General features: G+C 65.5%; 18 protein-coding genes. 6 read left to right on the top strand and 12 right to left on the bottom strand.

Annotated features, from left to right (window positions below; genetic code table 11):
- Position 1: 1 nt before the first annotated feature.
- The 11 genes from ACIPPQ_RS04680 to ACIPPQ_RS04630 form a co-directional block, all read right to left on the bottom strand.
- On the bottom strand, positions 2 to 2,530 hold the full coding sequence (locus ACIPPQ_RS04680) for a beta-glucosidase H (RefSeq protein ID WP_446543019.1): 2,529 nt from the start codon (positions 2,528 to 2,530) through the stop codon (positions 2 to 4).
- Complete coding sequence (locus tag ACIPPQ_RS04675; protein WP_446543018.1) at positions 2,530 to 2,859, bottom strand: hypothetical protein; 330 nt, start codon at positions 2,857 to 2,859, stop codon at positions 2,530 to 2,532. Before ACIPPQ_RS04675 ends, ACIPPQ_RS04680 begins: the two co-directional genes overlap by 1 nt.
- Positions 2,859 to 4,532 (bottom strand): AMP-binding protein, encoded by a 1,674-nt coding sequence (locus ACIPPQ_RS04670; protein ID WP_446543017.1) that lies wholly within the window; start codon positions 4,530 to 4,532, stop codon positions 2,859 to 2,861. The genes ACIPPQ_RS04675 and ACIPPQ_RS04670 overlap by 1 nt, the downstream gene beginning before the upstream one ends.
- A complete protein-coding gene (locus tag ACIPPQ_RS04665) occupies positions 4,529 to 6,127 on the bottom strand; it encodes a tannase/feruloyl esterase family alpha/beta hydrolase (protein WP_446543016.1) in 1,599 nt (532 codons plus the stop codon). Before ACIPPQ_RS04665 ends, ACIPPQ_RS04670 begins: the two co-directional genes overlap by 4 nt.
- Positions 6,124 to 6,978 carry an alpha/beta hydrolase gene (locus tag ACIPPQ_RS04660; protein WP_446543015.1) on the bottom strand — a complete coding sequence of 285 codons (855 nt, stop codon included), beginning with the start codon at positions 6,976 to 6,978 and terminating at the stop codon, positions 6,124 to 6,126. Before ACIPPQ_RS04660 ends, ACIPPQ_RS04665 begins: the two co-directional genes overlap by 4 nt.
- 5 nt (positions 6,979 to 6,983) lie before the next feature.
- On the bottom strand, positions 6,984 to 8,456 hold the full coding sequence (locus ACIPPQ_RS04655; protein WP_446543014.1) for a carboxylesterase/lipase family protein: 1,473 nt from the start codon (positions 8,454 to 8,456) through the stop codon (positions 6,984 to 6,986).
- Positions 8,453 to 11,713, bottom strand: a complete 3,261-nt coding sequence (locus ACIPPQ_RS04650) for a family 78 glycoside hydrolase catalytic domain (RefSeq protein WP_446543013.1) — start codon at positions 11,711 to 11,713, stop codon at positions 8,453 to 8,455. Before ACIPPQ_RS04650 ends, ACIPPQ_RS04655 begins: the two co-directional genes overlap by 4 nt.
- 13 nt (positions 11,714 to 11,726) lie before the next feature.
- Positions 11,727 to 14,372: a TonB-dependent receptor domain-containing protein gene (locus ACIPPQ_RS04645; RefSeq protein WP_446543012.1), complete on the bottom strand. Its 2,646-nt coding sequence runs from the start codon at positions 14,370 to 14,372 to the stop codon at positions 11,727 to 11,729.
- A gap of 207 nt (positions 14,373 to 14,579) precedes the next feature.
- The gene (locus ACIPPQ_RS04640; RefSeq protein ID WP_446543011.1) at positions 14,580 to 15,338 is read right to left on the bottom strand and encodes a DeoR/GlpR family DNA-binding transcription regulator; all 759 of its coding nucleotides are present in this window, start codon (positions 15,336 to 15,338) and stop codon (positions 14,580 to 14,582) included.
- 84 nt (positions 15,339 to 15,422) lie between these two features.
- Positions 15,423 to 16,718 carry an L-rhamnose catabolism isomerase gene (gene rhaI / locus ACIPPQ_RS04635; protein ID WP_446543010.1) on the bottom strand — a complete coding sequence of 432 codons (1,296 nt, stop codon included), beginning with the start codon at positions 16,716 to 16,718 and terminating at the stop codon, positions 15,423 to 15,425.
- A 15-nt stretch (positions 16,719 to 16,733) separates the two neighbouring features.
- The gene (locus tag ACIPPQ_RS04630) at positions 16,734 to 18,851 is read right to left on the bottom strand and encodes a bifunctional rhamnulose-1-phosphate aldolase/short-chain dehydrogenase (protein WP_446543009.1); all 2,118 of its coding nucleotides are present in this window, start codon (positions 18,849 to 18,851) and stop codon (positions 16,734 to 16,736) included.
- A 156-nt stretch (positions 18,852 to 19,007) separates the two neighbouring features.
- Between ACIPPQ_RS04630 and ACIPPQ_RS04625 the strand changes: the two genes are divergently transcribed.
- The 3 genes from ACIPPQ_RS04625 to rhaT are packed head-to-tail and all read left to right on the top strand — an operon-like array spanning position 19,008 to position 22,606.
- The gene (locus ACIPPQ_RS04625; RefSeq protein ID WP_446543008.1) at positions 19,008 to 20,384 is read left to right on the top strand and encodes an FGGY-family carbohydrate kinase; all 1,377 of its coding nucleotides are present in this window, start codon (positions 19,008 to 19,010) and stop codon (positions 20,382 to 20,384) included.
- Positions 20,381 to 21,523 (top strand): FMN-dependent L-lactate dehydrogenase LldD, encoded by a 1,143-nt coding sequence (gene lldD / locus ACIPPQ_RS04620; RefSeq protein WP_446543007.1) that lies wholly within the window; start codon positions 20,381 to 20,383, stop codon positions 21,521 to 21,523. Before ACIPPQ_RS04625 ends, lldD begins: the two co-directional genes overlap by 4 nt.
- A 21-nt stretch (positions 21,524 to 21,544) precedes the next feature.
- A complete protein-coding gene (rhaT, locus tag ACIPPQ_RS04615) occupies positions 21,545 to 22,606 on the top strand; it encodes an L-rhamnose/proton symporter RhaT (RefSeq protein WP_446543006.1) in 1,062 nt (353 codons plus the stop codon).
- Between the two features lie 6 nt (positions 22,607 to 22,612).
- On the opposite strand, the gene ACIPPQ_RS04610 is transcribed toward rhaT, so the two are convergent.
- Positions 22,613 to 23,236 (bottom strand): cation transporter, encoded by a 624-nt coding sequence (locus ACIPPQ_RS04610; protein ID WP_446543005.1) that lies wholly within the window; start codon positions 23,234 to 23,236, stop codon positions 22,613 to 22,615.
- Positions 23,237 to 23,305: 69 nt separating this feature from the next.
- On the opposite strand from ACIPPQ_RS04610, the gene ACIPPQ_RS04605 reads away from it, so the two are divergent.
- From ACIPPQ_RS04605 to ACIPPQ_RS04595, 3 genes are all read left to right on the top strand, one after another.
- Positions 23,306 to 23,716 (top strand): MerR family transcriptional regulator, encoded by a 411-nt coding sequence (locus ACIPPQ_RS04605; RefSeq protein WP_446543004.1) that lies wholly within the window; start codon positions 23,306 to 23,308, stop codon positions 23,714 to 23,716.
- A 128-nt stretch (positions 23,717 to 23,844) separates the two neighbouring features.
- Positions 23,845 to 24,354, top strand: a complete 510-nt coding sequence (locus tag ACIPPQ_RS04600) for an RNA polymerase sigma factor (RefSeq protein WP_446543003.1) — start codon at positions 23,845 to 23,847, stop codon at positions 24,352 to 24,354.
- The gene (locus ACIPPQ_RS04595) at positions 24,351 to 25,412 is read left to right on the top strand and encodes a FecR family protein (RefSeq protein ID WP_446543002.1); all 1,062 of its coding nucleotides are present in this window, start codon (positions 24,351 to 24,353) and stop codon (positions 25,410 to 25,412) included. Before ACIPPQ_RS04600 ends, ACIPPQ_RS04595 begins: the two co-directional genes overlap by 4 nt.
- Positions 25,413 to 25,462 lie beyond the last annotated feature (50 nt).

The following is a 25,462-nucleotide window of genomic DNA, read 5'->3' as shown; positions in this document are numbered from 1 at the left end:
GTCAATCGGCGGTCACCTCGATTTCGCGCACCTGCCGGATGTCGGCCGACGACGAACCCGCCATGACCCGGTAGCGGCCCGGCACCACGCGCCATGCGCCGCTGTCCGCGTCGAACCGCGAAAAGGCGCGCGGGTCGAGCGTGACCGCAACGGTCTTGCGCGCCTTGGGTGCGAGGTCGACCTTGGCAAAGCCGCGCAGCGCGATCGGCGGGTCACCCGCCGCCGGAGCAAGCGGCGCCACATAGAATTGCACGACTTCCTTACCCGCGACCGCGCCGTCGTTGCGCAGCGTGACGCGCACCGGCACCGCCGCACTGCCCTTGATGCGCGCCGGACCCGACAGTCCCGAATAGGTGAAGCGCGTGTAGCTGAGCCCGTGACCGAAGGCGAAGAGCGGCTTCACATCTTTTGCCACATAGCCGCGATAACCGACGAGCAAGCCTTCCAAATAGGGCGTCTTGGCGCCCTTGAGGTTGATATTGTCGTCCTCGGTCCGCGCGGGGAAAGTGACGGGCAGCTTGCCCGACGGATTGACCTTGCCGGTCAGGATATTTGCGAGCGCCGCAGCGCCGCCTTCACCCGGCAGCCACATGTCGACGATTGCCGGCGCCTTGTCGGCCCAGGGCATCGTCATTGCGGCGCCCGCGTTGACGACGACCGCGGTCTTCGGATTGGCGGCGATCACCGCTTCGACGAGCTTGTTCTGGTCGCCGGGCAGGTCGAGCGAGGTGCGGTCATACCCCTCGCCCTCGGTCGTCGACGACGAGCCAACGAACACCACCGCAGCATCGGCGCCCCGCGCTGCTGCGACCGCCTCGTCGAATGCGGGCAACGGTTCGCGGATACCGAAGCTCAGATATTCATACGGGGTCTGGCCGGTGACATAGTCGATGCGGATCGGATAGCTGCGCCCCGCTTCGAGTTCGACCGCGACCGTTCGCCGCGGGATCGGAAAGCCAAGCACGTCGCGAATGTCGGGCTTCGACGCGCTTGCCTTGTTGAGCACGGTCTTGCCGTCGAGCGTGATCGTCGCATTGCCGGTGCCGCGGGTGCTGAATTCATAGGTGCCGCTCTTTTCGGGCCAGAACAGCCCCTCCCAGCGGAAGGCGGCATAGCCGGTCACCTGCGGCCCCGCGATGTTACCGCTGATCCGCTTGAGGAAGGTTGTGGCGGTTTCGCGCTTCACGGGTTCGCCGCTCATATCGGCATCGGCATAATAGGTGGCGGCGAGGCCGGTGACGCTGCGGTCGGTGCCGGGGCTGAACAATTTCGGATTGGCGCCCGGCGGCGTTTCTTCGTTATCGACACCGCGTGCAAAGCTGATCTTCACGCCGGGCAGCGCCGCCTTGAGGGCGGCGAGCGGCGTGCTTGTCTCAAACGGCACGACCGCCGAACTGCCGCCGCCCTGAATGCGCACGACGTCGGCATTGGGGCCGATCACCGCGAGCGATTTGATCGACGACGGGAGCGGCAGGACGCCGCTGTTCTTGAGCAGGACGATTGCTTCCTCGGCCGCGCTCTGCGCGAGCGCGGCGTTGCGCGGCGTCGTTTCGGCGATCGGGCGCGCGACGCCGCGCTCGATCGCGCCGCTGCGTACGATCAGGCGCACCATGCGGCGGGCGTTATCGTCGAGCTGCGCCGTGGTGACCTTGCCCTCGTCGACCGCCTTCCTGAGCTTGGGCCCGAAATGGTTCGGCGGCCCCGGCATCTCGAGGTCCATGCCGGCGTTCACGGTGGTCGCGGTCGAATGGACCGCGCCCCAGTCGGACACGACGAACCCCTTATAGCCCCATTCGGTCTTGAGCAGGTCGGTGAGCAGCCAGCGGTTTTCGGCGGCGTGGGTGCCGTTGATCTTGTTGTACGACGCCATCACCGACCAGGGATCGCCCTCTTTGATCACCGTCTCGAACGCCGGGAGGTAGATTTCACGCAGCGTGCGGGGATCGACGACCGAGTCGACGATGAAGCGATTGGTTTCCTGATTGTTCGCGGCGAAATGCTTGAGCGAGACGCCGATGCCCGCGCCCTGCGCGCCCTTCACATAGCCGAGTCCGATCTGACCAGCGAGATACGGGTCCTCTGAATAGGTTTCGAAATTGCGGCCCCAGCGGGGGGTGCGCACGATATTCACCGTCGGCGCGAGCAGCACATCGGCGCCATGCGCGAGCGTTTCCTTGCCGATCGCCGCACCGACCTTCGCTGTGAGGTCGGGGTTCCACGTCGCCGCCATCGCAACACCGACGGGGAAAACTGTCGCGGGCCTGCCTTCGGGCGAGCGCACGCCGGTGGGCCCGTCGGTCATGCGGATCGACGGGATGCCGAGCCGCGGAATGGGGTTCAGCGTCATCGAGCTTTCGCCCGCGAGCAGCAGGATCTTTTCGTCGAGCGTCAGCCGCCCCATCAGGTCGTCGACGCGCGCCTCGATCGGCGCCGATTTGTCCTTGTAGATCATATCCTGCGCCTGAGCGCCGGACAGCGCCACCGTGGAAGACAGCAGAGTTGCCGCCAGATAGGCTGTCCGGCTCTTCATCACTTGATCTCCGCCAGGTCCTTGGCGGTCGCGGCCAGCATCTCGTCGGTGATCTTGCCGTTCGAATAGGGCTGGAGCTGTGTCAGGCTGATCGCCTTGAACATCTCATATTCGGGGAGCGCGATCATGCCGGGGAAATGCTTCTCGATCACCGCCTTGCCCTTTTCGTCGGCGACGATGTCCTGCAGCGGGGTGTCGAGATTATATTTGGCATCGGCGGCGGGCGCAGCCGGAGCCGGGGCCGGAGTGGCGGGCGCCGGCGCGGGGGTGCCCTGGGCAAGAGCGGGGGCGGCGGCCATCAGCGCCGCAACAAACATGGCAGTTTTCATTATATGTCTTCCTTTCCGAGATCGGCGACCATCGCTTCTCTGATCAGATATTTCTGCACCTTCCCCGTCACCGTCGTGGGGAAGGCGTCCACAATGCGCACATAGCGCGGGACTTTATAGTGGGCGATTTGCCCGCGGCAGAATTCGCGCATGTCGTCGGCGCTGGCCTCCGTGCCGGGTTTCAAACGCACCCACGCGCACAATTCCTCGCCCATGCGTTCGTCGGGAATGCCGACCACCGCGACATCCTCAACCGCAGGATGGCGATAGAGATAATCCTCGACCTCGCGCGGATAGATATTCTCGCCGCCGCGGATCACCATGTCCTTGAGACGGCCGACGATATTGCCATAGCCTTCGGCGTCGATCGTCGCGAGGTCGCCCGAGTGCATCCACCCGTCCTCGTCGATCGAGTCCGCGGTGCGTTCGGGCTCGCCCCAATAGCCGATCATCACCGAATAGCCGCGCGTGCACAGCTCGCCGGGCTCGCCCGACGGAACGACATTGCCGTTCACGTCGACGATCTTGCATTCGAGATGGGGCTGGACGCGGCCGATCGAGCTGACGCGCCGCTCGAACGGATCGTCGGGCGCGGTCTGGAAACTCACCGGGCTGGTCTCGGTCATCCCGTAAGCGATCGTCACGTCGCGCATGTTCAGCCGCTCGACCACCTGCCGCATCAGCGGCTCGGGGCAGATCGCCCCTGCCATGCAGCCAGTGCGCAGCGAAGAGACGTCGAAGTCGTCGAAGCTCGGATGCGCGAGCACCGCGATGAACATCGTCGGCACGCCGTAGAGCGACGTGCAGCCTTCGGCCTCGACCGCGCGCAGCACCGCTTCGGGATCGAACCCTTCGGACGGATAGACCATCGCCGCGCCGTGGGTGATGCTGGCCAGATTGCCCATCACCATGCCGAAGCAATGATAGAGTGGCACCGGGATGCAGATGCGGTCCCCCTGCCCCAACCCCTGCGTGCGGCCGACGAAATAGCCATTGTTCAGGATATTGCGGTGGCTGAGCGTGGCGCCCTTGGGCAGGCCGGTGGTGCCGCTGGTAAACTGGATGTTGATTGCATCGTTCGGATCGAGCGTGGGCCCGATCGCCGCGAGCCGCTCGCGGTCGGTATCGGTCGCGAGCCCGGCCGCGTCGTCGAAGCGCAGCCAGCCGGGCCGCGCCTGCTCGCCGATCAGGATCAGCGAGCGCAGCGTCGGCAGGCGAGCGGCGCGAAGCGCGCCGGGCGTGCTCGCGGTCACCTCGGGCGCGAGTTCCTCGATCATCGCCGGATAGTCGCTCGTCTTGAAGCTGCTCGCGGCGACGAGCGCCGACAGGCCGACCTTGTTGATCGTATATTCGACCTCTGACAGGCGATAGGCGGGGTTGATCGTAACGAGGATCAGCCCGGCGCGCGCCGCCGCAAACTGGGTCAGTGTCCATTCGACGCAGTTGGGCGCCCAGATGCCGATGCGGTCGCCGGGATTGAGGCCGAGCGCGAGCAACCCCGCGGCGAAGGCGTCGGACCGTTCGAGCAGTTCGGCGAAGTTCCAGCTTATGCCCTGCGTGACCGAAACGAGCGCGTCACTTGTCCCCCAGCGTTCGGCCGCGAGCGCGAGCGCGGCACCGATCGTATGCTCGATCAGCGGCGGTTCGGTGGCTCCATGAACATGGCTCGTCATTTTCCGGGTGCCTCGCAGGTAAAGCTCGCCGCATCGTCGGTCGAACCCTTATTGTCCCATTTCGCGACCTTGGGAAATGCGCAGAGCGGCCGTGTCCGCCCGGCCTTTGCGGGGAGGCCGATATAGGCGAACAGGTCATTGTCGAACTTGGTCGCAATGATGCGTTCGGGCACAGGACCGCCCTGCCGCCAGCCGTCGAGCGCGCTCAGCGGATCGAAATTGTTCGGCCCCGGGCCCGCAAGGCAATGCGACATGCCGGGCACCATGAACAGGCGCACCGAGGTCGCTGCAGCCTTCGGGTTCGCCGCGACGAGCCGCCCGTAATAATCGACCGTGTTCTGCGCCGGGATGCCGGCGTCGTTCCAGCCGTGATAGAGGATCAGCTTGCCACCGCGTTTGTAGAAAGCGCCAAGATCGGTGCTGTCGGCGTCGAGGTCGCCGCCGACGCGCGCCTTCGCCAGCGCATAGTCGCGATCGAGGTTGAAGTCGGCGAGCTGCCAGTCGGGATTGGCGTGCACGAAATAGCGGAAGAAGGCGGTGCCGAACTTCACATGCTGAGACGTCTTGCCGGTCAGCCATTGCGACCAGGTTCCGGCTTCCGCCTCGGCGCCGGGCGCAAAGCCGGGGTAGAAGCTTTTGCCGTCGGCGCTTTTCGCACCCTCGTAGAAGAGTTTCGCGGTCGCGACTTCGCCGGGCGTGAGGCAATCGGCGCCCTCGCCGCCCTTGCATGCGAGCTTCGCGGGATCGAAATGGCACGCGCGCGGATCGTCGATCACGCCGTCCTTCACGCCGTCGAGGCCGTCGCACTGGCCGAGCGAGGCCGTCTGGAGCAGCTTCAATTTCGCTATCGACAGGTCGCCGCCGGGCTTGCCCGCCGCGCCGGCATTGTTTGCAAAGGCGCTCGCCATGCGCGTCCACGGCATCGCCGGGGCCCCCGCGATGATCGCGTCATAATCGGCGGGGTAGCGCTGCGCGAGGGTGAGCGCTTGCCGCCCGCCGTCCGAACAGCCGTGAAAATAGCTCGCGGCGAGCGGATTTTCATAAAAGGCCGCGATCACCTGCTTCGCCGTCTCGGCGCCGACATGATTGGCGCGCCAGCCATAGTCGCGGATCTTCTCCGGTGCATTCAGCGCCCAGCTCGCATCGACATCGGCTTCGCTGAAATGCCCCATGTCGGTGCCGACCGCAGCATAGCCCTTTTGCACCGCGCCGCGCATCAGCAGCGACGGCAGCAGCATGTTCGCGCCGAAGCCACCGTTGCCTGCGCCGAGCAGCTTGCCGTTCCAGCCCGCGCGCTCGGGCAGCCAGACCTCGACCTTGATCGACGATCCGGGCACCGGCGACAGCGTCGCCTGCACGCGGCAGAAGGCCGCGGGCGCAGGCAGGCCCGGCTTGCCCGCTTCCAAATTGACCATCGCGCCGCCCGCGAGCGAGGTCGCGGCGTCGATCTTGCCGTCCTTGAGCGCCATCCCGGTCAAAGCTTCACAGCTCCCGGCCTTTTGCACCGCGGGGGTCGGCGCAGGTGCGGGTTCGTTGGCGGTGCAGCCCGCGAGCAGCGACCCGCCGGCGAGCAGGAAGAGCGATGCGGCCTTCATTTGCCGACGAGTCCCTGACTGCGCATCCATTGGGCCATCGCGTCGGTCCATGCGTCGCTCGGCTTACCGCTCTTCTTCATACCGAAACCATGGCCTCCGCTTTCATAGGTAATGATCGTGCTGCTTGCGCCAGTACCCTTCCACGCAGCCGCGAGGCGGACGCTGTCGTCATAGGCGAGCTTGTCGTCCTTTGCCGCCGCGACGAACAGCGGCGGCGCCTTCTTCGGCACCGCGATCGTGTCGGGAAGCAGACCGGGATAAATGGCGATCGCGAAATCGGGACGGCTCGCGGGCTTGTTCGCCGCCAGCGTCCACACCGTCACCGCACCGCCCGCCGAAAAACCCATCAGTCCGACGCGGTTCGGCTTGATGCCATAGCGGCCTGCATTCTTGCGCACCCATTTGACCGCATTCTCGCCGTCGGCGGTCGCGAGCGGGCGCAGCGGCTCGACCGCGGTGCGCAGGGAAGGAAGATTGGCGAGATAGCGCATCATCTGGAGCGGAAAGTCCGCACCGGTTTCGAGCAGGCGATATTTGAGCACGAAGGCGGTGACGCCCTGGCTGTTCAGCCATTTCGCGACCGCTTCACCCTCATTGTCGATCGACAGCATGTGAAAGCCGCCGCCGGGCGCGACGATCACTGCGGTGCCGTTGGGCTTGTCGGCGACATAGGGGGTGAGCGTCGCGTCGGAGACGTTGCGCACGATCGTCCCGAAAGCTCCCGTCTCGCGCACCTCTTTCGAGGTCGCGGGCACCGGGTCCGACGACAGGCGGATCACCTCCCACGCACAGGCGGGGATCGCGACGATGGCGAGCGCACCGGCAAGGACGGCAGAGAGACGCATGGTCATGGCTTTCATTTCTTTTCGTTCCGTGCAGCGGCGATGGCAGTGAGCGCCGGTGTGGTTGCAGGCGCCATCGCGGTCGCGGCGATGCCCATCGACAAGAGCTGCGGCACGGCGGGGTCGAGCCGCGACCAGACGGGCAAGCCGCTGCCGTTCGGGTCGCCGGTCTTCGCGAAATTGGTCCAGTAGTCGCCAAGCTGTTTAGCGGCCGCACGGTCGGCGGCGGTGGCGTCGGCGGGCAGGTTGCCGAACTGGAAGGCGACATCCGACGCATGCACCGCGCCGAGAGCGGGCTGGCGCTGCGCTTCGGCGACATAGCCGAAGCGATAGAGGAAGGTCGGCGCCCCTGCGCGCGCCTGTGACAGCCCGAACGCCAGCGCCGGTTCGGCGAAGATCGCGTCGCCGCCGAGCCGCCGGTTGGCCTCGTCTTCGCTGGCATAGGCGGCTTTCACTGTCGCAGCAGCAGTACCCAGCGCTTTTTCTACCGGGCCGTTGACCATCGCGCGGAACGGCGCCGGGATGAAGCCAAGCTCGTCGTCGTTGCTGCCGATGATATAGGGGATGCGCGCCTGTTTGCCCCCAGCGAAGATCGCGTCGGCATTTGCGGGAACGAGCGTCCCGTCGGTCATCGGCCCCGAATAGCGATCCTCTTCCTTGCTCATCAACGCAAGGCTGCCGAGCACCTTGTCGGCGGGCAATGCACGCAAGGCTGCGGCGTCGGCCGCGCCCGTACGCGCACCGAACGCCTGCCCCTTTGCCTGTGCGTCAGCGAGCGTCGGCCAGTCGTCGCGGCCACCGCCCGAAGCGACGATCGCCCGCGCGAACAGTCCTTTGGCAGCGGGTGACGCCATCAGCCGCGACACCGACTCTCCGCCCGCACTCTCGCCAAAGATCGTGACCTTCGCCGGATCGCCTCCAAAGGAAGCGATGTTGCGCTGGACCCATTTGAGCGCGGCGATCTGGTCCATCAGGCCCCAGTTGCCATCCTTGCCCAGTGCGGGGTGCGCGAAGAAACCGAAACGGCCGAGGCGATAGTTGAAGCTGACGATCACGACATCGCGCCGCGCGAGCGCCGCGCCGTCGGTTTCGGGCAAGGTGCCCGATCCGCCGACGAAACCACCGCCGTGGATCCAGACCATCACCGGCAGCTTCGCGCCCTTGACGGGCTTCGGCGTCCAGACGTTGAGTGTCAGGCAATCCTCGCTCATCGGCCGCGATCCGGGCTGGATACCGGGCAGCGGGTTTTGCATGCAGTCGGGGCCGTAAGCCGCCGCGTCGCGCGGTGCACTCCACGGCTGGACGGGCTCCGGCGCGCTCCAGCGCCCCGCGCCGACCGGCGCTGCGGCGAAGGGGACGCCCTTGAACGATGCGACGCCTTCGGCCGTGACGCCCGTGACGGCACCGCTATCGATCGTCACCTGCTGTGCCGCAGCGGGCGACGCCAGTGCGGCGATGGCCCCAAAAGCGAGTAGGGCGCGGGTCATGGTGTGCCTCCGGTATTGAAGATGAAACGTCCGGGTCCGGTACGATAGACGGAATAACCAGTCTCTTGCCGTAGGACGTCAGCCCCCGACGGCGCGACGATCCCGCCGAAGCGCGTCGGCACCCAGATTTCACCGGTGGTGTTCGGCGGCACTTCGACAGTGAGCGTCAGCTTGCTGCGCGAAGCGAACTGCCACCCCGAAAACACACGGCCGTGCACCGTCTCCATCGCAGCCTCGGCGCTCGCGAGACCGTCGGGGATCGCCGGCTTGACGAGCACCACCTTGTACCCCGGCGCGCCCGGGCGCAGCCCGGCCAGCCGCTGGCGCATCCAGTCGGAAATCGAAGCAAAATAATGATGGTCGCGCGAACGACTGTTCAGGCTCCACGTCTCGAACATCGTCGAGTGGCCATTCTTGATCCACCAGCCCCAGCTCGGTTCGTCGGTGCGCGTTGCGACGCGATATGCAAGGTTCGCATGGCCATAGTCGCTGAGGATTTCGAGCAGGTAACGCGCGCCATAGACACCGGTGCGCAGCCCCTGCTTGTCGACGTCACGCGCGATGGTGTCGGCGACGCTCTGCTCGCGGCCCGGTGGCACCATGCCGAACGCGAGCGGCAGGATATTTTGCACCTGCGTCGCGGGACCCGCGACGCCCTTGGCATCGACCGTACGATACCAGCCGTTCGCCGCATCCCAATAGCGCGCATTATAGGCCGCGCGGATATCGCCCGCGAGCTTCGCATAACGCGCCGCATCGTCCGCCTTGCCGATGATCGCCGACGATCTGGCGAGCAAATCGGCCTGGTGGAAGAAATAGGCGGTGGTCACCGCGTCGATTCCGCCTCCCCGCGCATTGCTGTAGTCCATGCCGCCCGCCGACGCCCATTCGGACAGACCCGCCGAACGCTGGTAACCGGGCGCCTTGATAAAGATCGCGGTGTAATCGACCAGCCGGCGCTGCATGTCCTGATTGTCGGCGAGGATGCGCGTGTCGCCGGTGGTCGTGTAGAGCTCCCACGGCAGGATCATCGCCGCAGCGTCCCACGGCGTCGTCGGGCCCCAGATCACGTTCCAGCCCGGCGTATTTTCATAGCCGTAGAAGGGCGTCGTCGGCGCAATCTCGGGCAGTTCGCCCTTGTCCGACTGGCCGTCGCGGAAGTCGGCGAGCCATTTGGTCCAGACGCGCGCGATGTCGAGGCTGCGCGCCGCGGCGCCCGCCGACGCCTGCGCATCGCCGGTCCAGCCGTTCTTTTCATAGGTCGGCGTGTCGGTCTGGAACCCGTGGAGATTGTTGAGGATCGAGGCGATTGCCGCGAAGTCGATCTGGTTCAGCAGCGGATCGGCGCTCGTGAAGCTGCCGGTGCGTGCGACCGCAGAATGGACGATACGCGCGGTCAGCGCGCTCGCGGGCGGCGTACCGGGAAAGCCATCGACCTGAATATAGCGGAAGCCGCGATAACCGAAACGCGGCTCCCACGTCTCTTCGCCCTTGCCCGCGAGCGTGTAGCGGTCGGTCTGGAGCTGCGCGTCGATCAGCCCCGCGGCGGGCACGACCTTCCCGTCGTCGGCGATGCGCTCGCTCGCGACCATCGAAACGGTGACGCCCTGCGGCCCGCTGACCTTGAGCACCGGCCAGCCGGCAACAATGCGGCCGAAGTCATAGACATGGACACCGGGCGCAACCTCGTTGACCGCAACAGGCGCAATATCTTCGACGGGCTCGATCGCTTCCGAATTGGCCGCGACAATCTGCCCCGCCGGTCCCGTCACGACCGGTGCGGCCGACCATTTGCGGTCGCGAAAACCCGCGCGATCCCAGCCCGCCGGCACCAGCCGCGCGTCGAAGCGTTCGCCGCGGTGCACCGAGTCATTGAGGGTCGGGCCGGACATGGTGCGCCAGCTTCCGTCGGTCGCGACCATTTCGCGCGCGCCGTCGGCGTAGGTGACTTCGAGCTGCGCTTTCAGCGCGGGTTCGGCGTGCCAGGGCGCCGCATGGAAATACCATTCGTTCGGATCGGTAAGCCCGTACCAGCCGCGTCCGAGTTCGGCGCCGATCACATTCTCGCCGCGGCGCAGCAGACTGGTGACGTCGAGGACATAGCCGAGCACGCGCTTGTCATAAGCGGTGAAACCCGCGCCCAGCGACGAGCCCACGATGGTGCCGTTGACCGAAAGGCGCGGCATTCCCGCGCCCGCATAATAAAGCCGCGCGCTTGAGATCGGCTTGGCGAGGGGGAAGGCACGGCGAACGAGCGGCGCGGGCGCCTCGATCGGCAGGACGAGATCGACGCCCGGAACGCCGCTCGCGACGATCAGCCCGTCCTTCGCCACGCTGCCGCCGCTGAACGGATTGTCGCCGCCCGCGAAATCGAACGCGACGGCGGGGCTCTGCGTGCCCGATACGCTGACGTTGTGTACAATCGCGGCCGCCGCTTCCTTGCCCGCAAAGCCGATCGTGCCGTGCGCGTGCGCACCATTGTCAAGTGTCGCGACCACCGCGCCGTCGATGCGCGTGACGATCCGGCCGCCCTTGGCCTCGATCGTCAGCTTGATGCGACGCCCCTTCAGCGGCGCGGCGAGCTTGACCTGCCCCAGCCGCTCCATCTTGATCGCCGAACTGGTGCCGCCGGGATAACGGCGGATGGTCTGGATCAGCTCGGGGCCGTTCTTGTCGTCGGCGAGCGTCCAGACATAAGCGTCGCCATAGGTCTTGCCGTTGGGGAGCGCGCGGAACAATATGTCGACGCTCTTGCCGGTCAGCGTGAGGTCGGCGTCGAGCGTCAGGTCACCCCAATCATGGTCGCGGCGTACAGGCCCCGAAATCCACTGGGCCTGCCAGTCCGACGCGCCGAGGAGCCCCATTTCCCAAGACGCGGGCGCGCTCCAGCCCGAGACGTTTCCGTCGGAATCCCAAACCTGCACCTGCCACCAGTAGCGCTGCCGCGACACCAGCGCCGGCCCGGCATAAGCGATCTGGACATTGTCGGAGGAAACAACCTTGCCGCTGTCCCATAGCGGCGCGCGATCGAGGTCGGCTTCCGATGTCGCAACGCGGATGCGATATGCGCTTTGCCGCGCCACCGGCGAGCGCCACGCAAGCCGCGGCGCCGCAGTGTCGAGCCCCAGCGGCGCTACGGCATATTCGGTCCGCAGCTCCGCCGGGGCCGGATCGGCTGCCCGCGCGGGGACGGTTGCCATGCCGACGGCGGCGAGCGCACCCCAGAACAGGCCTCGCAAGCTTCCGATCAGTGGCAACCCAACCTCCCCGTCAGAATTTGGTGCGAATACCGAAGGATACCAGCCGGCCAAGCGTGCTGCCATTGGTATAGCCCGACGCACTATTCAGATAGGGCGGATCCTGGTCAAAGACATTGTCGACGTTCAAGGTCAGCAGTGTGTTCGCGAGCATGTCGCCGAGATCATAGCTGAAGAAGAGGTCGACGGTGTCGAACGCCGAGATGCGCGTCTGCGGCGGAAGCCCGATGATCGGATAGCCGCTGCGATGGTTGAGCGTCGCGCGCGCGGTGAAATCGCCCACGGTTGCACCGAGTCCTGCGGTGAAGAGGAAGCGGCCCGTCCCATTCTTGAGGTCGTCATTGACCGGACCGCCCTGCACCACCTGCGTCTCGCGATTGAGGAGGTAGCTACCCGTGAAGTTGGCATTGACCGAGCCAAAGCCGGTCGGACGATTATAGGCGAGGGTGAAGTCGATCCCGTCGACCTTCACCGCGCCGAGGTTCGCACGCTGCGCGAGGAACAGCACATAGGGCGAGCTGATCGCGAACAGGGTCGCGAGGTTCGGCACGCCGTCGACACGAAGGTTGCCAGCGGCCGCCTGCGCCTGCGCGAGCGTCGGGTTGAGGATATAGAAATCCGAATAGGCGGGCGTCGTGAACAGCAAGGGCGAGGTGAAGGGCGGAACCGCGATCGCGTCCTTGAACTTCACGTTGAAATAGGTCGCGCTGGCGACGAGGCCTTCGATCGCCGCGGGCTTGAGGTCGAAGCCGAGCGACCAGGTATCGGCCTTCTCGGGCTTCAGATTGGCATTGCCGCCGGCGATCGCGATCGTCGGACGCAGCGCGTCGAACGGCGAGCTGTTCGGCGCGCGGAACGGGCTGAATGGCAGCACCTGCACGCGCGCATCGACCGAATTGCCGAGGTCGGCGAGGCTCGGGGCGTGGAACGACGTGCCGTAATTGCCGCGGATCGTCAGCGCCTCGAACGGGCGCCAGGTGACGCCGATCTTCGGATTGGTCGTGCTGCCGACGTCGCTGTAATCGTCGTAGCGGACCGATCCCGACAGCTCGAGGCTGTAGAAGCCGGGGGTGCGGTTATCGGCGCCGAAGATCGGGATCAGCAATTCGCCGAACAACGACTTCACGTTGCGCGCCGCATAGGCGTTCGAGCCGGTGACCGCATTTTCGGGACCGCTGCCGGTGAAGGAGCGGATATTCTCGTAGTGATATTCGCCGCCAACAGCGAGGCGCACGTCGCCACCCGACATCGCGAACAGCGGGCCGTCGAGCACAGCGCGGCCTTCGGCCAGCTCCTGCGTCGCCTCGCCATAGTTGACGAAATCGTCGATCGCCGCGAGCACCGCGGGCGAGGTCGCCGAGAGGTTATAGGGGTTGAGCGCGGTCGCGGTCGAGGTGCCCGCAAGCGCGATCGTCGCAAGCGTCGAATTGAACGACCGCTCGGTCGATTCATTCTCGCTGCGTCCGAAATTGGCCATCGTGCGCAGCTGCCAGCCGCCGCCGAGCTCGAAATCGAAGCTAGGGGTGATACCATAGGAAGTGAAGCTCGACGGGCTGTCGTTGCTCGGCCCAAAGACATCGTCGAACGCGAAGGAAACGGTATGTGCCAGCTCGGTGCCGATCGGGCGGAAGAAGGGATTCGCGGCCGTAATCGTCCCGCTCGCGCTGCTCTGTGCACTGCGATGCAGCGTGTCGCGCTTCGACCAATAGGCCGACAGCTTGAACGCGACCGAGTCGCTAAGATCCTGCGTCAGGCCCGCGAAGACGCTGTGACGTTCCTCGCGCGGATAGATGGCAGCATAGTCGGTCTGGTCGCAGCGATTGACCCCCGGCGTCCGGCCCGGAAGCGCGTAAGTCGTCGTGCCGACGGTTATGTTTGCGAGCGCACAGGCGGTGCTGCGAAAATCGCCGCCGCCGCGGTTCGTCTGGTTCGCGGTCGCATAGTCGCGGTCGAGCCCGATCAGATCGTCGTGCCAAGCATAGGCATAGGAGACGAAGACCGAGCCGCTGCCCCAATCCTTGCCCGCGATGACGCTGGCGTCGATCGTCTGATAATCCTTGGCGAAGCCATAGCGTGCGTTGACACCGATGCTGTCATAGCGGTCGCGCGTGATGAAGTTGATCACGCCGCCGATCGCGTCGGATCCATAGATCGACGAGCCGCCGTCGGGGATGACGTCGACGCGCTTGATCACATCGGGTGGGATGACCGAAGGGTCGAAACTCGTCTGCAGGATGCCCGCGCCGACCATCCGGTGGCCGTCGACAAGCACGAGGGTGGTCGAACCGCCGCTGTTGCCGAGATTGCGGATATTGGGCCGCACGATCGGATTGCCGAAATTGCCGAGCCCCGCCGGGATCGTGCCGAAATTGCCGACCTGCGGGATCGAGGCGAGCAGGTCGTTCGCTGATGCCGCGCCCGAGGCGACGACATCGGCCTCGCTGACCGCAACAACATTGGTGCCGACGGGCGCCACGCCGCGCAGCAAGGTGCCGGTGACGACGATGTCCGCATCGCTCGGCGCTTCGGAATCGGCTTCCTGTGCATAGGCGCCGCTCGCGCCAAGCAATGCTCCTGCGCATGCCAGCACCGAAATACCGCGCCGCCACGTGCGCCGCCGTGCAACCATATCCAGCCCTGCAGTCGTCATCGCCTTCATCGCATCCTCCCTGCGCCGCCCTCGCGAGCTGTCCTTTTAACGGAGGTGCCTGTCCGGCAATCTTTCCCTCCGATGCCACGCTTCCTTGAGCGTTTCTGCATCAATGCTCATTATTAGTCTTTATCAATCACGTCAACGATCAAATTCAATCATTTAAGCCAAAACGGCACGGCGGGCCGCGGTTTTCATTCGAAGACTTTGGGAAATTCAGGCGATGACGACGCGGATACCGGCGGCTTCCATCATCGCGACATGGCGCGGCTCGATTCCGGCGTCGGTGACGACGATGTCGATCTCGTCGAGCGCGCAGACGACATTGCCCGAGGGGCCCGAGAATTTCGAACTGTCGACGAGCACGATGATCTCGTCGGCACGCTCGATCAGCCGGCGTTCGGCCGCGACGAGGATCACATCGGCCTGCATCAGCCCGGCAGGGCCCATCGACGCCGCGCCCATGAACAGCTTCGGCGCGTGAAAACGCGGCATGCCGTCGTCACCCGCTGCCGAGAGCACGATATTCTGTTCGCGAAAGACCTGTCCCGATGGGATGAGAATCCGCGTCGTCGGCTGCGGCAACAGCGCGCTGACGATATGGAGCGAGTTGGTCAGGACCTGCAGGCTTAGCCCGTCGAGGTGCGGACACATCTGCAGCGTCGTCGAGCCGCCATCGATCATGACGCCTTCGCCCGGAATGCAGAACCCTGCGGCGGCGCGCCCGATCGCTTCCTTGGCGGCGCGGTTGCGCCCGATATTTTCGTGGAACGGAACCCCCGACAGGCCGTCTTCGGACGCGGTCGGTGCGCCGCCGCCACCGACACGCTTTGCCCCGCCGCGCACGCGCGTGATGATGCCCGCTTCCTCCAGCCGGTCGAGATCGCGGCGGATGGTTGCGGGCGACGCGGCGACGCGGCTTTCGAGGTCGCGGAACGAGACGAAACCGCTCTCGCCCAGGCTATCGAGGATCATTCTTTCGCGTTCGGCTGCGTGCATCGGGGTCCCTGTCTGATTGCGCCTATTTGACCGGACCTGCTCCGAGTTGCAATCGAATGATTAGACGATCCCCGCCGCGGCACCCGCGGCCTTGCGTTCCTGCGCCTTGCGGTCGCGCCAGCCGCTCGCGCGATAGGCGGCGATCGTGTCGATCGCCCCGCCCGCTTCGGCGCGCGCCGCGGCGAGGATCGGCGTGACGTCGGTGCGGTAAGCAGCACGCAGCGCCTGGAACGCCATCATCGTGTCATTGGCTTCCTGTGCAGCGAGCAATGCCTCGCGGTCCACGAGCAACGCCTTGGCATAGGCCGCGACAATCGCCTCGGCCGACGAGAGCATCGACTCGATCGGGTCGGTCACATTGTGCGACTGGTCGATCATGTACGCGGGGCGGAAATCGTCACGCGGGTTCATCTCCGCCTCGATCAGCTCGTTGAAGACGAGGAAGAGCTGGTGCGGGTTGATCGATCCGCTGTCGAGATCGTCGTCGCCATACTTGCTGTCGTTGAAATGGAAGCCGCCGAGCTTTCCGAAGCGGTGCAGTCGCGCGACGATCTGTTCGATGTTCACATTCGGCGCATGATGCCCAAGGTCGACGAGGCACTTCGCCTTGTCGCCGAGTTCCTGCGCGACGAGGATCGAGCTGCCCCAGTCGGAAATGACGGTCGAGTAGAAAGCCGGCTCGAACATCTTGTGTTCGATCAGCATCCGCCAGTCGGCGGGGAGCGCGGCGTAAACCTGTGACGCGGCATCGAGATAGCGATCAAGGCTGCGGCCCAGATCCTGCTGGCCCGGAAAATTGGTGCCGTCGCCGACCCACACCGTCAGATCGGTAACGCCGAGCTGCTTGCCGATCTCGATGCACTCGATGTTGTGCGCGACCGCTTGCTCGCGCACCTCGGCGCGCGTCGAGGAGAGCGAGCCGGTGGCATAGCTCACCGCCTGCCCCGGCTGGTCCTGGAAGGTGTTGCTGTTGACCGCGTCGAAGCCGAGCCCGAGCGCCGCGGCTTCCTCGCGCAAGGCCCGATAGTCGCTGACCTTGTCCCACGGAAAATGCGGGCTGACGCGCGGGGTCGCACGGCCGAGTTGTTGGATGACCGCGCAGTCCTCGAGCTTTTCGTGGATGTTGGTCGGCTCGCCCGCAATCGGGAATTTCGCGAAGCGTGTGCCGCCGCGCCCCGCGCCCCAGCTTGGCACCGCGACCGAGAAACCCGCGACCTTCGCCTTCACTCCATCGATGCCAATGCCGCGCCGGCCGAGCTGGCGGCCGAGGCTCCCGTAATCATCTGCGAGTGCATCGGCGAGACCCGCGTTCAGCCGCTCGATATCATCCTGTGCGAGCGGCAAGTCGCCAGCCATAAAACTCTCCGTATCTTATCGTGTAAATGCCTGCGCGTTGCCCGCGTCGACGTTGATCATGTTGCCGGTCGATTTTGCCGACATATCGCAGCTGAGGAAATAGACCGCTTCGGCGACATCCTCGGGCAGCACGTCGCGCTTCAGCATCGACCTGTTGCGATAATGTTCCTCGAGCTCGCTGCCCGAATCGATGCCGTGCGCGCCCGCACGTTCGCGTCGCCAGTCGCCGTCCCAGATGCGCGATCCCTTGATCACTGCGTCGGGATTGACCGTGTTGACGCGGATCCCGAAGGGCGCGCCCTCGAGCGCGAGGCAACGCGCAAGGTGCAGCGCCGCGGCTTTGGCCGACGCATAGGCCGATGCGTTGGTCGCGGCCGCGATTCCGTTCTTCGATCCGATGAAGACGATCGAGCCGCCGTCCTGCGCCTTCATCAGCGGGAAGGCGGCGCGCGCGGTGAGGAAATAGCCCTGTGCGAGCACGTCGTAATTGCGCTGCCACAGGTCGAGCGTCGTGTCCTCGATTGGCGCCGACGAGGCGATGCCGGCATTCGCAACGAGGATATCGAGCCCGCCGAATTCGCGGGCGCACGCGGCGAAGGCTGCAGCAACCTGCGCCTCTTCGGTCACGTCACACACCGCCGAGCGGATGCGGTCGGGGCCGAAGCGGCCCTCAAGTTCGTGCGCCGCCTTGGTCAACGCGTCGGCGTCGCGGTCGACGAGCAGAACGCACGCATCGTCGGCAGCAAGCCGCTCGGCGGTCGCGGCGCCGATCCCCCCCGCCCCGCCAGTAACGAGCGCGATACGCCCCGCGAGCGGCTTCGGCTTGGGCATGCGCTGAAGCTTCGCTTCCTCGAGCAGCCAATATTCGATGTCGAACGCTTCCTGTTCGTCGAGCCCGACATAGGCGCCGATCGCCTCGGCGCCGCGCATCACATTGATCGCATTGGCGTAGAATTCGCCCGCAAGCCGCGCGGTCGTCTTGTCGCCGGCAAAGGTCATGCGGCCGATGCCGGGGACGAGCACGACCACGGGATTGGGGTCGCGCATCGCGGGCGAATTAGGCCGCGCGCACCGCTGGTAATAGGCGGCATAGTCGGCGCGATACGCCTCGATCCGTTCGGCGAGATAAGCAGCGTCGTCGATCCGCGCCGGATCAAGCACGAGCGGCGCGATCTTGGTGCGCAGGAAATGGTCGGGGCACGAGGTGCCGATGGCGGCGAGCTTCGCGAAATCGCGGCTGCCGGTGAATTCGAGCGTTTCGGCGTCGTCGGCGAAATGGCCGACGCGGCGCCCGCCCATCAGCCCGCGCAGCAGCGGCATCAGCTTTGCCGCGGCGGCATTTCGTTCAGCGGCCGGTCGCGGCGCGACGATCTCGCCGCCAAACGCGGGCGCTTCGGCCAGCTTTGCGTTCAGATAATTCGCCGCATCGGTTATCAGCGCGATGGTATTGTCATAGCAGCCCTTGGCACTGTCGCCCCAGCAGATGATGCCGTGCCCCGCGAGCATGACCCCGCGAAGGCCCGGACGGGCGGCGACGTAATCGCGCAGCTTCAGCCCAAGGTCGAAACCGGGGCGCTGCCACGGCAGCCAGCCCACCGCGCCGCCCCAGATCGCCTGCGTCGCGGCTTCGCCTTCGCTCGATGCAGCGAGCGCGATGATCGCGTCGGGATGGACATGGTCGACGTGCGCAAAGGGCAGATAGCTATGGAGCGGGGTGTCGATCGACGCCGCGCGCGGATTGAGCGCGAAGGTACAATGCGGCAGATAGCCGACCATCTCGTCCTCATGATCGATCCCGCGATAGAGTTTTTCGAGACCGAGCAGCTTGCCTTGGTACAGCGTCGAAAAACCGTCGAGCTTCATCGATCCGATGTCGCCGCCCGATCCCTTGACCCACAGGACCTCCACCGTCTCGTCGGTCAACGGGTCGCGCGCATCGAGCTTGGCCGACGTGTTACCGCCGCCGAAATTGGTGACGGTGAGGTCCGAGCCGAGGCGGTTCGAGCGATAGAGGAGCAAATCTTCAGGCGCCTTCCCCTGCGCCTCCTCATCCGACCAGCGATTCGCCGGAATGGCAAAAAGCAGCGCGGCCGGGGTACGGGATTCAGGCGTGGTATCCAGAAGATCGGGCATGAAGGAAACTCGTTGTTTCGACTATGTGAGGCTATCTATCGAAATCGCTGGCGCTCTGCAATCAGTTTCGATAAAGTTCGATCAAATTCGGTCGCAATAAGCAAAGGGAGAGGGATGAAGGGTCGCGCAACCATAGTCCTCGACGTGGGGAAAACCTTGGCAAAGCTCAGTCTTTGGTCACCCGGGGGCGAATTGATCGAACGGCGTGTACGGCCCAACGAGCGCATCAAGGCCGGAGCCTATGTCGCGCTCGATACGGCGGGTATCGAGGGCTGGGCGGTCGAAGTGCTGCGCTATTTCGCGACGCTCGCCGACGTCGGTGCGATCGTGCCGGTGGGCCATGGCGCCGGGGCCGCGATCATCCGTGACGGGCGTCTCGCCTACCCCCCGCTAGATTATGAAGAGGCGATGCCCCCCGCCCTCCGAGCGGCCTATGACGCCGAGCGCGATCCGTTTGCGCATACCGGCTCGCCGGCGCTACCCGACGGCCTCAATCTCGGCGCACAGATATTCCGCCTCGAAGCGCTGGAACCGGCGCTGGCTGAAGGCGCACAGATAGTGCCGTGGACCCAATATTGGAGCTGGCTGCTGAGCGGGGTCGCCGCTTCGGAGGTAACAAGCCTCGGCTGCCATACTGACCTGTGGAACCCGCTCGCGGGAACACCGTCGAAGCTTGCCGAACGGCGCGGATGGGCAAAGCGCCTCGCGCCGCTACGCGGCGCGGGCGACATATTGGGTCCGCTCCGCCCCGAATGGGTGTTCCGCACCGGCCTTCCTGCGGACACCGAGGTGCATTGCGGACTGCATGATTCGAACGCGGCCTTGCTCGCGGCGCGCGGCTTCACCCAAATCGCCGACCATGAATCGACCGTTCTCTCGACCGGGACGTGGTTCGTCGCGATGCGTTCGCCCGAAAATGCCGCATCAATGGATACAAGCAGCCTCGACGAAACGCGCGACTGCCTGATCAATGTCGATGCTTATGGAAAGCCGATTCCGTCGGCGCGTTTCATGGGCGGGCGCGAAATCGAGACGCTGATTGGCCTCGACACGCGGCAAAGCGACATCGCGCCCGACCAGCCCGCGCTGCTCGCCGCGCTTCCAGCGGCGCTGGTCAGCGGCGCGATGGTGCTGCCAAGCTTCGCACCCGGCTTTGGCCCCTTCCCTCACGGCCGCGGACGCTGGATCGAAGAACCTGCGGATCGCGCCACACGCCGCGCCGCGGTCTCGCTCTATGCCGCGCTTGTCACCGACGCATCGCTGGAGCTGATCGGGACGCGCGAACGGCTGCTGATCGAAGGGCGCTTTGCCGAGGGTCAGGTCTTTGTCCGCGCGCTCGCGGCGCTGCGACCCGACCTTCGCATCTATATCGGCAAGGCGCACAACGACGTGTCCTATGGCGCGCTGCGCCTGATCGATGCTGCGCTGCCGCCCGCCGAACCGCTCGAACTGGTGGCCCCGCTCGACGTAGATCTCGCGCCCTATCGCGACCGCTGGCGGCGCGAAGCCGCACGCGTGGAAGAAGCCGCGTGAAAACAGCATCGATCGGCGACTATCGCGAGGCCGCACGGCGTCGCCTGCCGCATTTCCTCTTCGAATATTTCGACGGCGGCTCCTATGCCGAGCGCACGCTGCGCGCGAATATAGAGGATCTACAGGATATCGCGTTACGCCAGCGCGTGCTGAACGACGTCTCGGCGATCGATCTGTCGACGACGCTCTTCGGCCAGCCAATGTCGATGCCCGTCGCGCTCGGACCGATCGGGCTCGCCGGAATGGCGGCACGACGCGGCGAGGTACAGGCAGCGCGCGCCGCCGCCGCAAAGGGAGTGCCGTTTACACTGTCGACCGTTTCGGCCTGCTCGCTCGCCGAGGTCGCGTGCGGCTCTCCGACGCCCTTCTGGTTCCAGCTCTATATGGTGCGCGACCGCGGGTTCATGCGCGCGCTGCTCGACGAGGCAAGCGGGGCCCACTGTCCGGTGCTCGTGTTCACCGTCGACATGCCACTGCCCGGCGCGCGCTATCGCGACGTCCGTTCGGGGCTTTCGGGCGCTGCGAACCTGCGCGGACAGGCGCGCCGCGTCGGTCAGGCAATGACCCGCCCGCGCTGGGCGTGGGACGTCGGCCTCAACGGCCGTCCGCATCAGCTCGGCAATGTCGCACCTTTGCTCGGCCCCAAATCGGGGCTCGAGGATTTCCTCGGCTGGATGAAGGATAATTTCGATCCGCGCGTGACATGGGCCGACCTCGATTTCGTGCGCACGCACTGGAAGGGGCCGATCGTCATCAAGGGCATATTGGACGCTGACGACGCCCGCCGCGCCGCCGAAGCCAGTGTCGACGGCATCATCGTGTCGAACCATGGCGGGCGTCAACTCGACGGGGTGCCGTCAGTCGCGCGCGCGCTGTGCGCGATCGCCGATGCGGTGGGCGACCGGCTGACATTGCTCGCCGATGGTGGGGTGCGGTCGGGGCTCGACGTCGTGCGGATGCTCGCATTGGGCGCCAAAGGCGTGCTGCTCGGCCGCGCGTGGGCATTCGCGCTGGCTGCGGACGGTCAACGCGGCGTGCGTCATGTCCTCGACCTGATCGAGGCCGAAATGCGCGTCGCAATGGCGCTCACCGGAGTGACCGGGGTGGACAGGATCGGGCCGGAGACATTAGCCGCCTGACGGAATGAGGGGAGAAGAAGGATGGATGCGAACCCGCTGCTTGGCGTGTTCTTTCACTGGCTGGGCGGGCTGTCGTCGGCGAGCTTCTATGTGCCGTACAAGCGCATCCGCGCGTGGTCGTGGGAGATTTTCTGGATCACCGGCGGCATCTTTTCGTGGCTCCTCGCCCCCTGGCTCTTCGCCTCGATCCAGACGCACGACCTGATCGGCGTGCTGAGCCGCACGCCGGGCGACATCTGGTTCTGGTGCTGGTTCTGGGGCGCGATGTGGGGGCTTGGCGGACTGACCTTCGGGCTCACCATGCGCTACCTCGGCCTGTCGCTCGGCATGGCAGTGGCGCTCGGGCTGACCACCGTAATCGGTACGATGGGGCCGCCGATCTTTCGCGGCACGCTGGGTGAGTTGTTCGCGACGACGAGCGGGCAGACGGTGTTTCTCGGCATCGCGATCACGCTTGTCGGGATCGCCGTCGTCGCGCAGGCCGGACGCCGCAAGGAACGCGAGATGGGCGATGCGATCGCCGAGGCCGACAAGTCCGAATTCAAGCTGCGCAAGGGGCTCGCGATCGCGGTCTTTTCGGGCATCATGTCGGGCTGTTTTGCATGGGGCCTCGACGCGGGCGCGCCGATCCGCGAGCTCACGCTGCAAGCCGGGACCGATCCGCTGTGGCAAGGCTTGCCCGTGCTTTGCGTCGTGCTGCTCGGCGGGCTCACCACCAACCTCATCTGGTGCGGCATATTGATCGCGCGCAACCGCAGTGCGCGCCAGTTCGTCGGTGAGGCCGCACCCGGTGCGACCGAGCGGCCGCCGCTCGCGCTCAACTACGGCCTCGCCGCGCTCGGCGGGACGCTCTGGTATTTCCAGTTCTTCTTTTACACGATGGGCGAAAGCCAGATGGGACGTTTCGGCTTTTCGAGCTGGACGCTCCATATGGCGAGCATCATCCTTTTCTCGACGCTATGGGGCTTCGCGCTCAAGGAATGGGCGCCCGCAGGTCAGCGCACCCGCGCGCTCGTGTGGCTGGGGATCGCGGTGCTGATGGCGTCGACCGTGGTGATCGGGCTCGGCAACAGCCTCGCTTGAGGGCGCCTAGGCAGGCGTGACGGCAAGTTCGCCGCGCGCCTGCCGGAACACCTCGATGCTGCCCCAGATCGCGAGCGCCGCCATGATCGCCGCGACCGCAAGGTCGGGCCAGCTTTGACCCGTGCCGAACACGCCGAGCGCCGCGCCCATGACCGCAATATTGCCGATCGCGTCGTTGCGCGAGCAGATCCATACCGAGCGCATGTTCGCGTCGCCCGTGCGGTAACGATAGAGCATCAACGCAACCGCGACATTGGCGGCGAGCGCGAGCGCACCGATCAGGCCCATCGTTTCGACATGCGGCGCCGATCCGCTGACAAAACCCCAGACCGCCGATCCGAACACCCACAGGCCAAAGACAAGCATCGTCCCCGCCTTCAGCAAGGCAGCGCGCGCGCGCCAGGCGAGCGCCATGCCAGCGACGCCGAGGCTGATCGCATAATTGGCGCTGTCGCCGAGGAAATCGAGCGCGTCGGCTTGCAGCGCGCGCGAATCCGCCGCGACGCCCGCGACGATCTCGACCCCGAACATCGCAGCGTTGATGATAAGCGCGATCCAAAGAATACGCCGCCACTTGGGGTCGTTGAGTGCGGTCTTACCGCTTTTGCCGGCACAACATTGATCGGCCATCGCCGAATTCTCCTGTCATCTTCGAGTCGGCACCCTATATGCACCCTGTAGCAACTACAGGGTCAAGCGATGAAAATCGGCGAACTGTCGCGGGCGACCGGGACCAATATCGAAACCATCCGTTATTATGAGCGCATCGGCCTGCTTCCCGCGCCCGATCGCACCGCCGCAAATTACCGCAGCTATGGCGATGCGCACCGGTCGCGGCTCAGCTTCGTACGCCATTCGCGCGACCTGGGGTTCACGATCGAAGAAATCCGCTCGCTGCTCAACCTGTCGGACGATCCCGCGCGCGATTGCCGCGAGGCTGACCGCATCGCCACCGCGCACCTGGAGCAGGTAGAGGCAAAGATCGCGCAGCTCACCCTGCTCCGCGACGAACTCGCACGCATCGTCGGGCGCTGCCGCGGCGGGATCGCCGCCGATTGCCGCGTGATCGAAGCGCTTGGCGATCATCGCCACTGCGAAAGCGCACACTGACACGCCCTCGGGCCTTGGCGCGCTTGATGCGCTCCGGCCGCGAAGTCATTTGATCGGCGCGATAAAAAAGAAGGGCGCCTTTTGCCTTCATGGCCGTTTTAGGTAGGAAACGGATCAGGAGGAGCGGGGTGGCAGCAGAATCTGTCTCCGAACTGGAACGGCTTACCCGGAAATTCCGGCCGCCGCTGATCGCCTTTTTTTCGCGTCGGGTCGCCGGTCTCGCCGAGGCTGAGGACATGACCCAGGAGGTTTTCGTACGGCTGATGCGAACGCAAGCGAATATCGAAGAGACGAGTGCCGCCTATATTTTCCGGATCGCCGCGAACCTCGTCACCGACCGGGCGCGCCACGACCTCGTGCGCCGGCATTTCGCCGACGCCGTGCGCAGCGACGGCAACGCCGGGATCGACCCCCTCGATCCCTTCCGGATCGCATCGGCGCGCGAGAGTATTTCGGTCCTCTGGGCCGCGATCCAGGCGCTGCCCGAGCCAACACAACAGATATTCATTTTGTACCGCGTCGAGAATATTCCGAAACAGACGATCGCCGACAATTTCGGGTTTCACCTGCGAACGGTCGACAAGCATATCTCGCGCGCACTGGTTTTCCTCGCTCGTCGGATGAGGCAGCAGGCATGATCCCGCAGAACGACAACGATGGCTTCGCCGATCAGGAGGAACGGGCCGCCGCCTGGTGCCTGCGGATTGCGGAGCGTGCGCTGACCACCGCCGAGCAGGCCGATTTCGATACATGGCTCGCCGCCGACGAGCGTCATGCCCAATATTTCGAACAGATGGTGGCGGCATGGCAGTGCACCGATGCGATCGCGGAACTGCCGGGCTTCCTGTCGCTCCGCGCCAAGGCGCTGACGACGATGGAAAACGCCCGGAGCCACAATGAACGATCGTCGCGAAGCCTGACCCGCCGCCATGCTTTAGGAGCGCTGACCGCGTTTGCGCTGACCGCGGGGGCCGGCGCCTGGTATTGGGCCGAAAGCCCCGACGTTTATGATACCGCCGTCGGGGAACGGCGGATCGTCCGGCTCGACGACGGGTCCAGCGTCTCGCTCGATGCCGCCAGCCGGATGCTGGTGTCCTTCACCGACGAACGGCGTTCGGTCACCCTGGAACGCGGCCGGGCCAAGTTCGACGTCGCGAAAGATCCGTTGCGGCCGTTTACCGTGACCGCCGGTTCGCAGGCGGTGGTGGCGGTCGGTACGAGTTTCAGCGTCGAACTGTTGAAGGACCAGCTGAGGGTATTGTTGTTCGAGGGACAGGTCGCGGTCGTTCCGCGCGCCGCGGCCGCCGGCGCGATCAAGGCCGGACGGCCGATTACGCATACGAAGCAGCTGTTGCCCGGACAGGAGCTGGTGGCCGATCTTTCATCGGGCGCGGCAGAAGTCCTGCCCGTCGAGACCGAGCGCTCGCTGGCATGGGAAGGCGGCCGGGTCGATTTCATCGACATGCCGCTCGCCGACGCGGTCGAGCGGATCAATCGTTATGCCGCGTCGCCGATCGTTATCGGCGACGCGGCGGCGGGCCGTCATCTCGTCAACGGCGTGTTCGACGCCGGCGACACCGACAGCTTCGTCAAGGGCGTGACGTCGCTCTATCCGCTGGCCGCGCTTGAAGAGGGCGGCCAAATCACTATCAAAACTGTAAATTCCGGCATCGCCGAAGAAAAAGATCGGCCCTAGATAAAATCAGGGGCGTAAATCGGCGGTTGGTTCGTCTTTATGACAGAGGG

The organism is Sphingopyxis sp. LARHCG72 (assembly GCF_052871675.1).
This window is presented reverse-complemented; position numbering and strand designations above follow the sequence as displayed.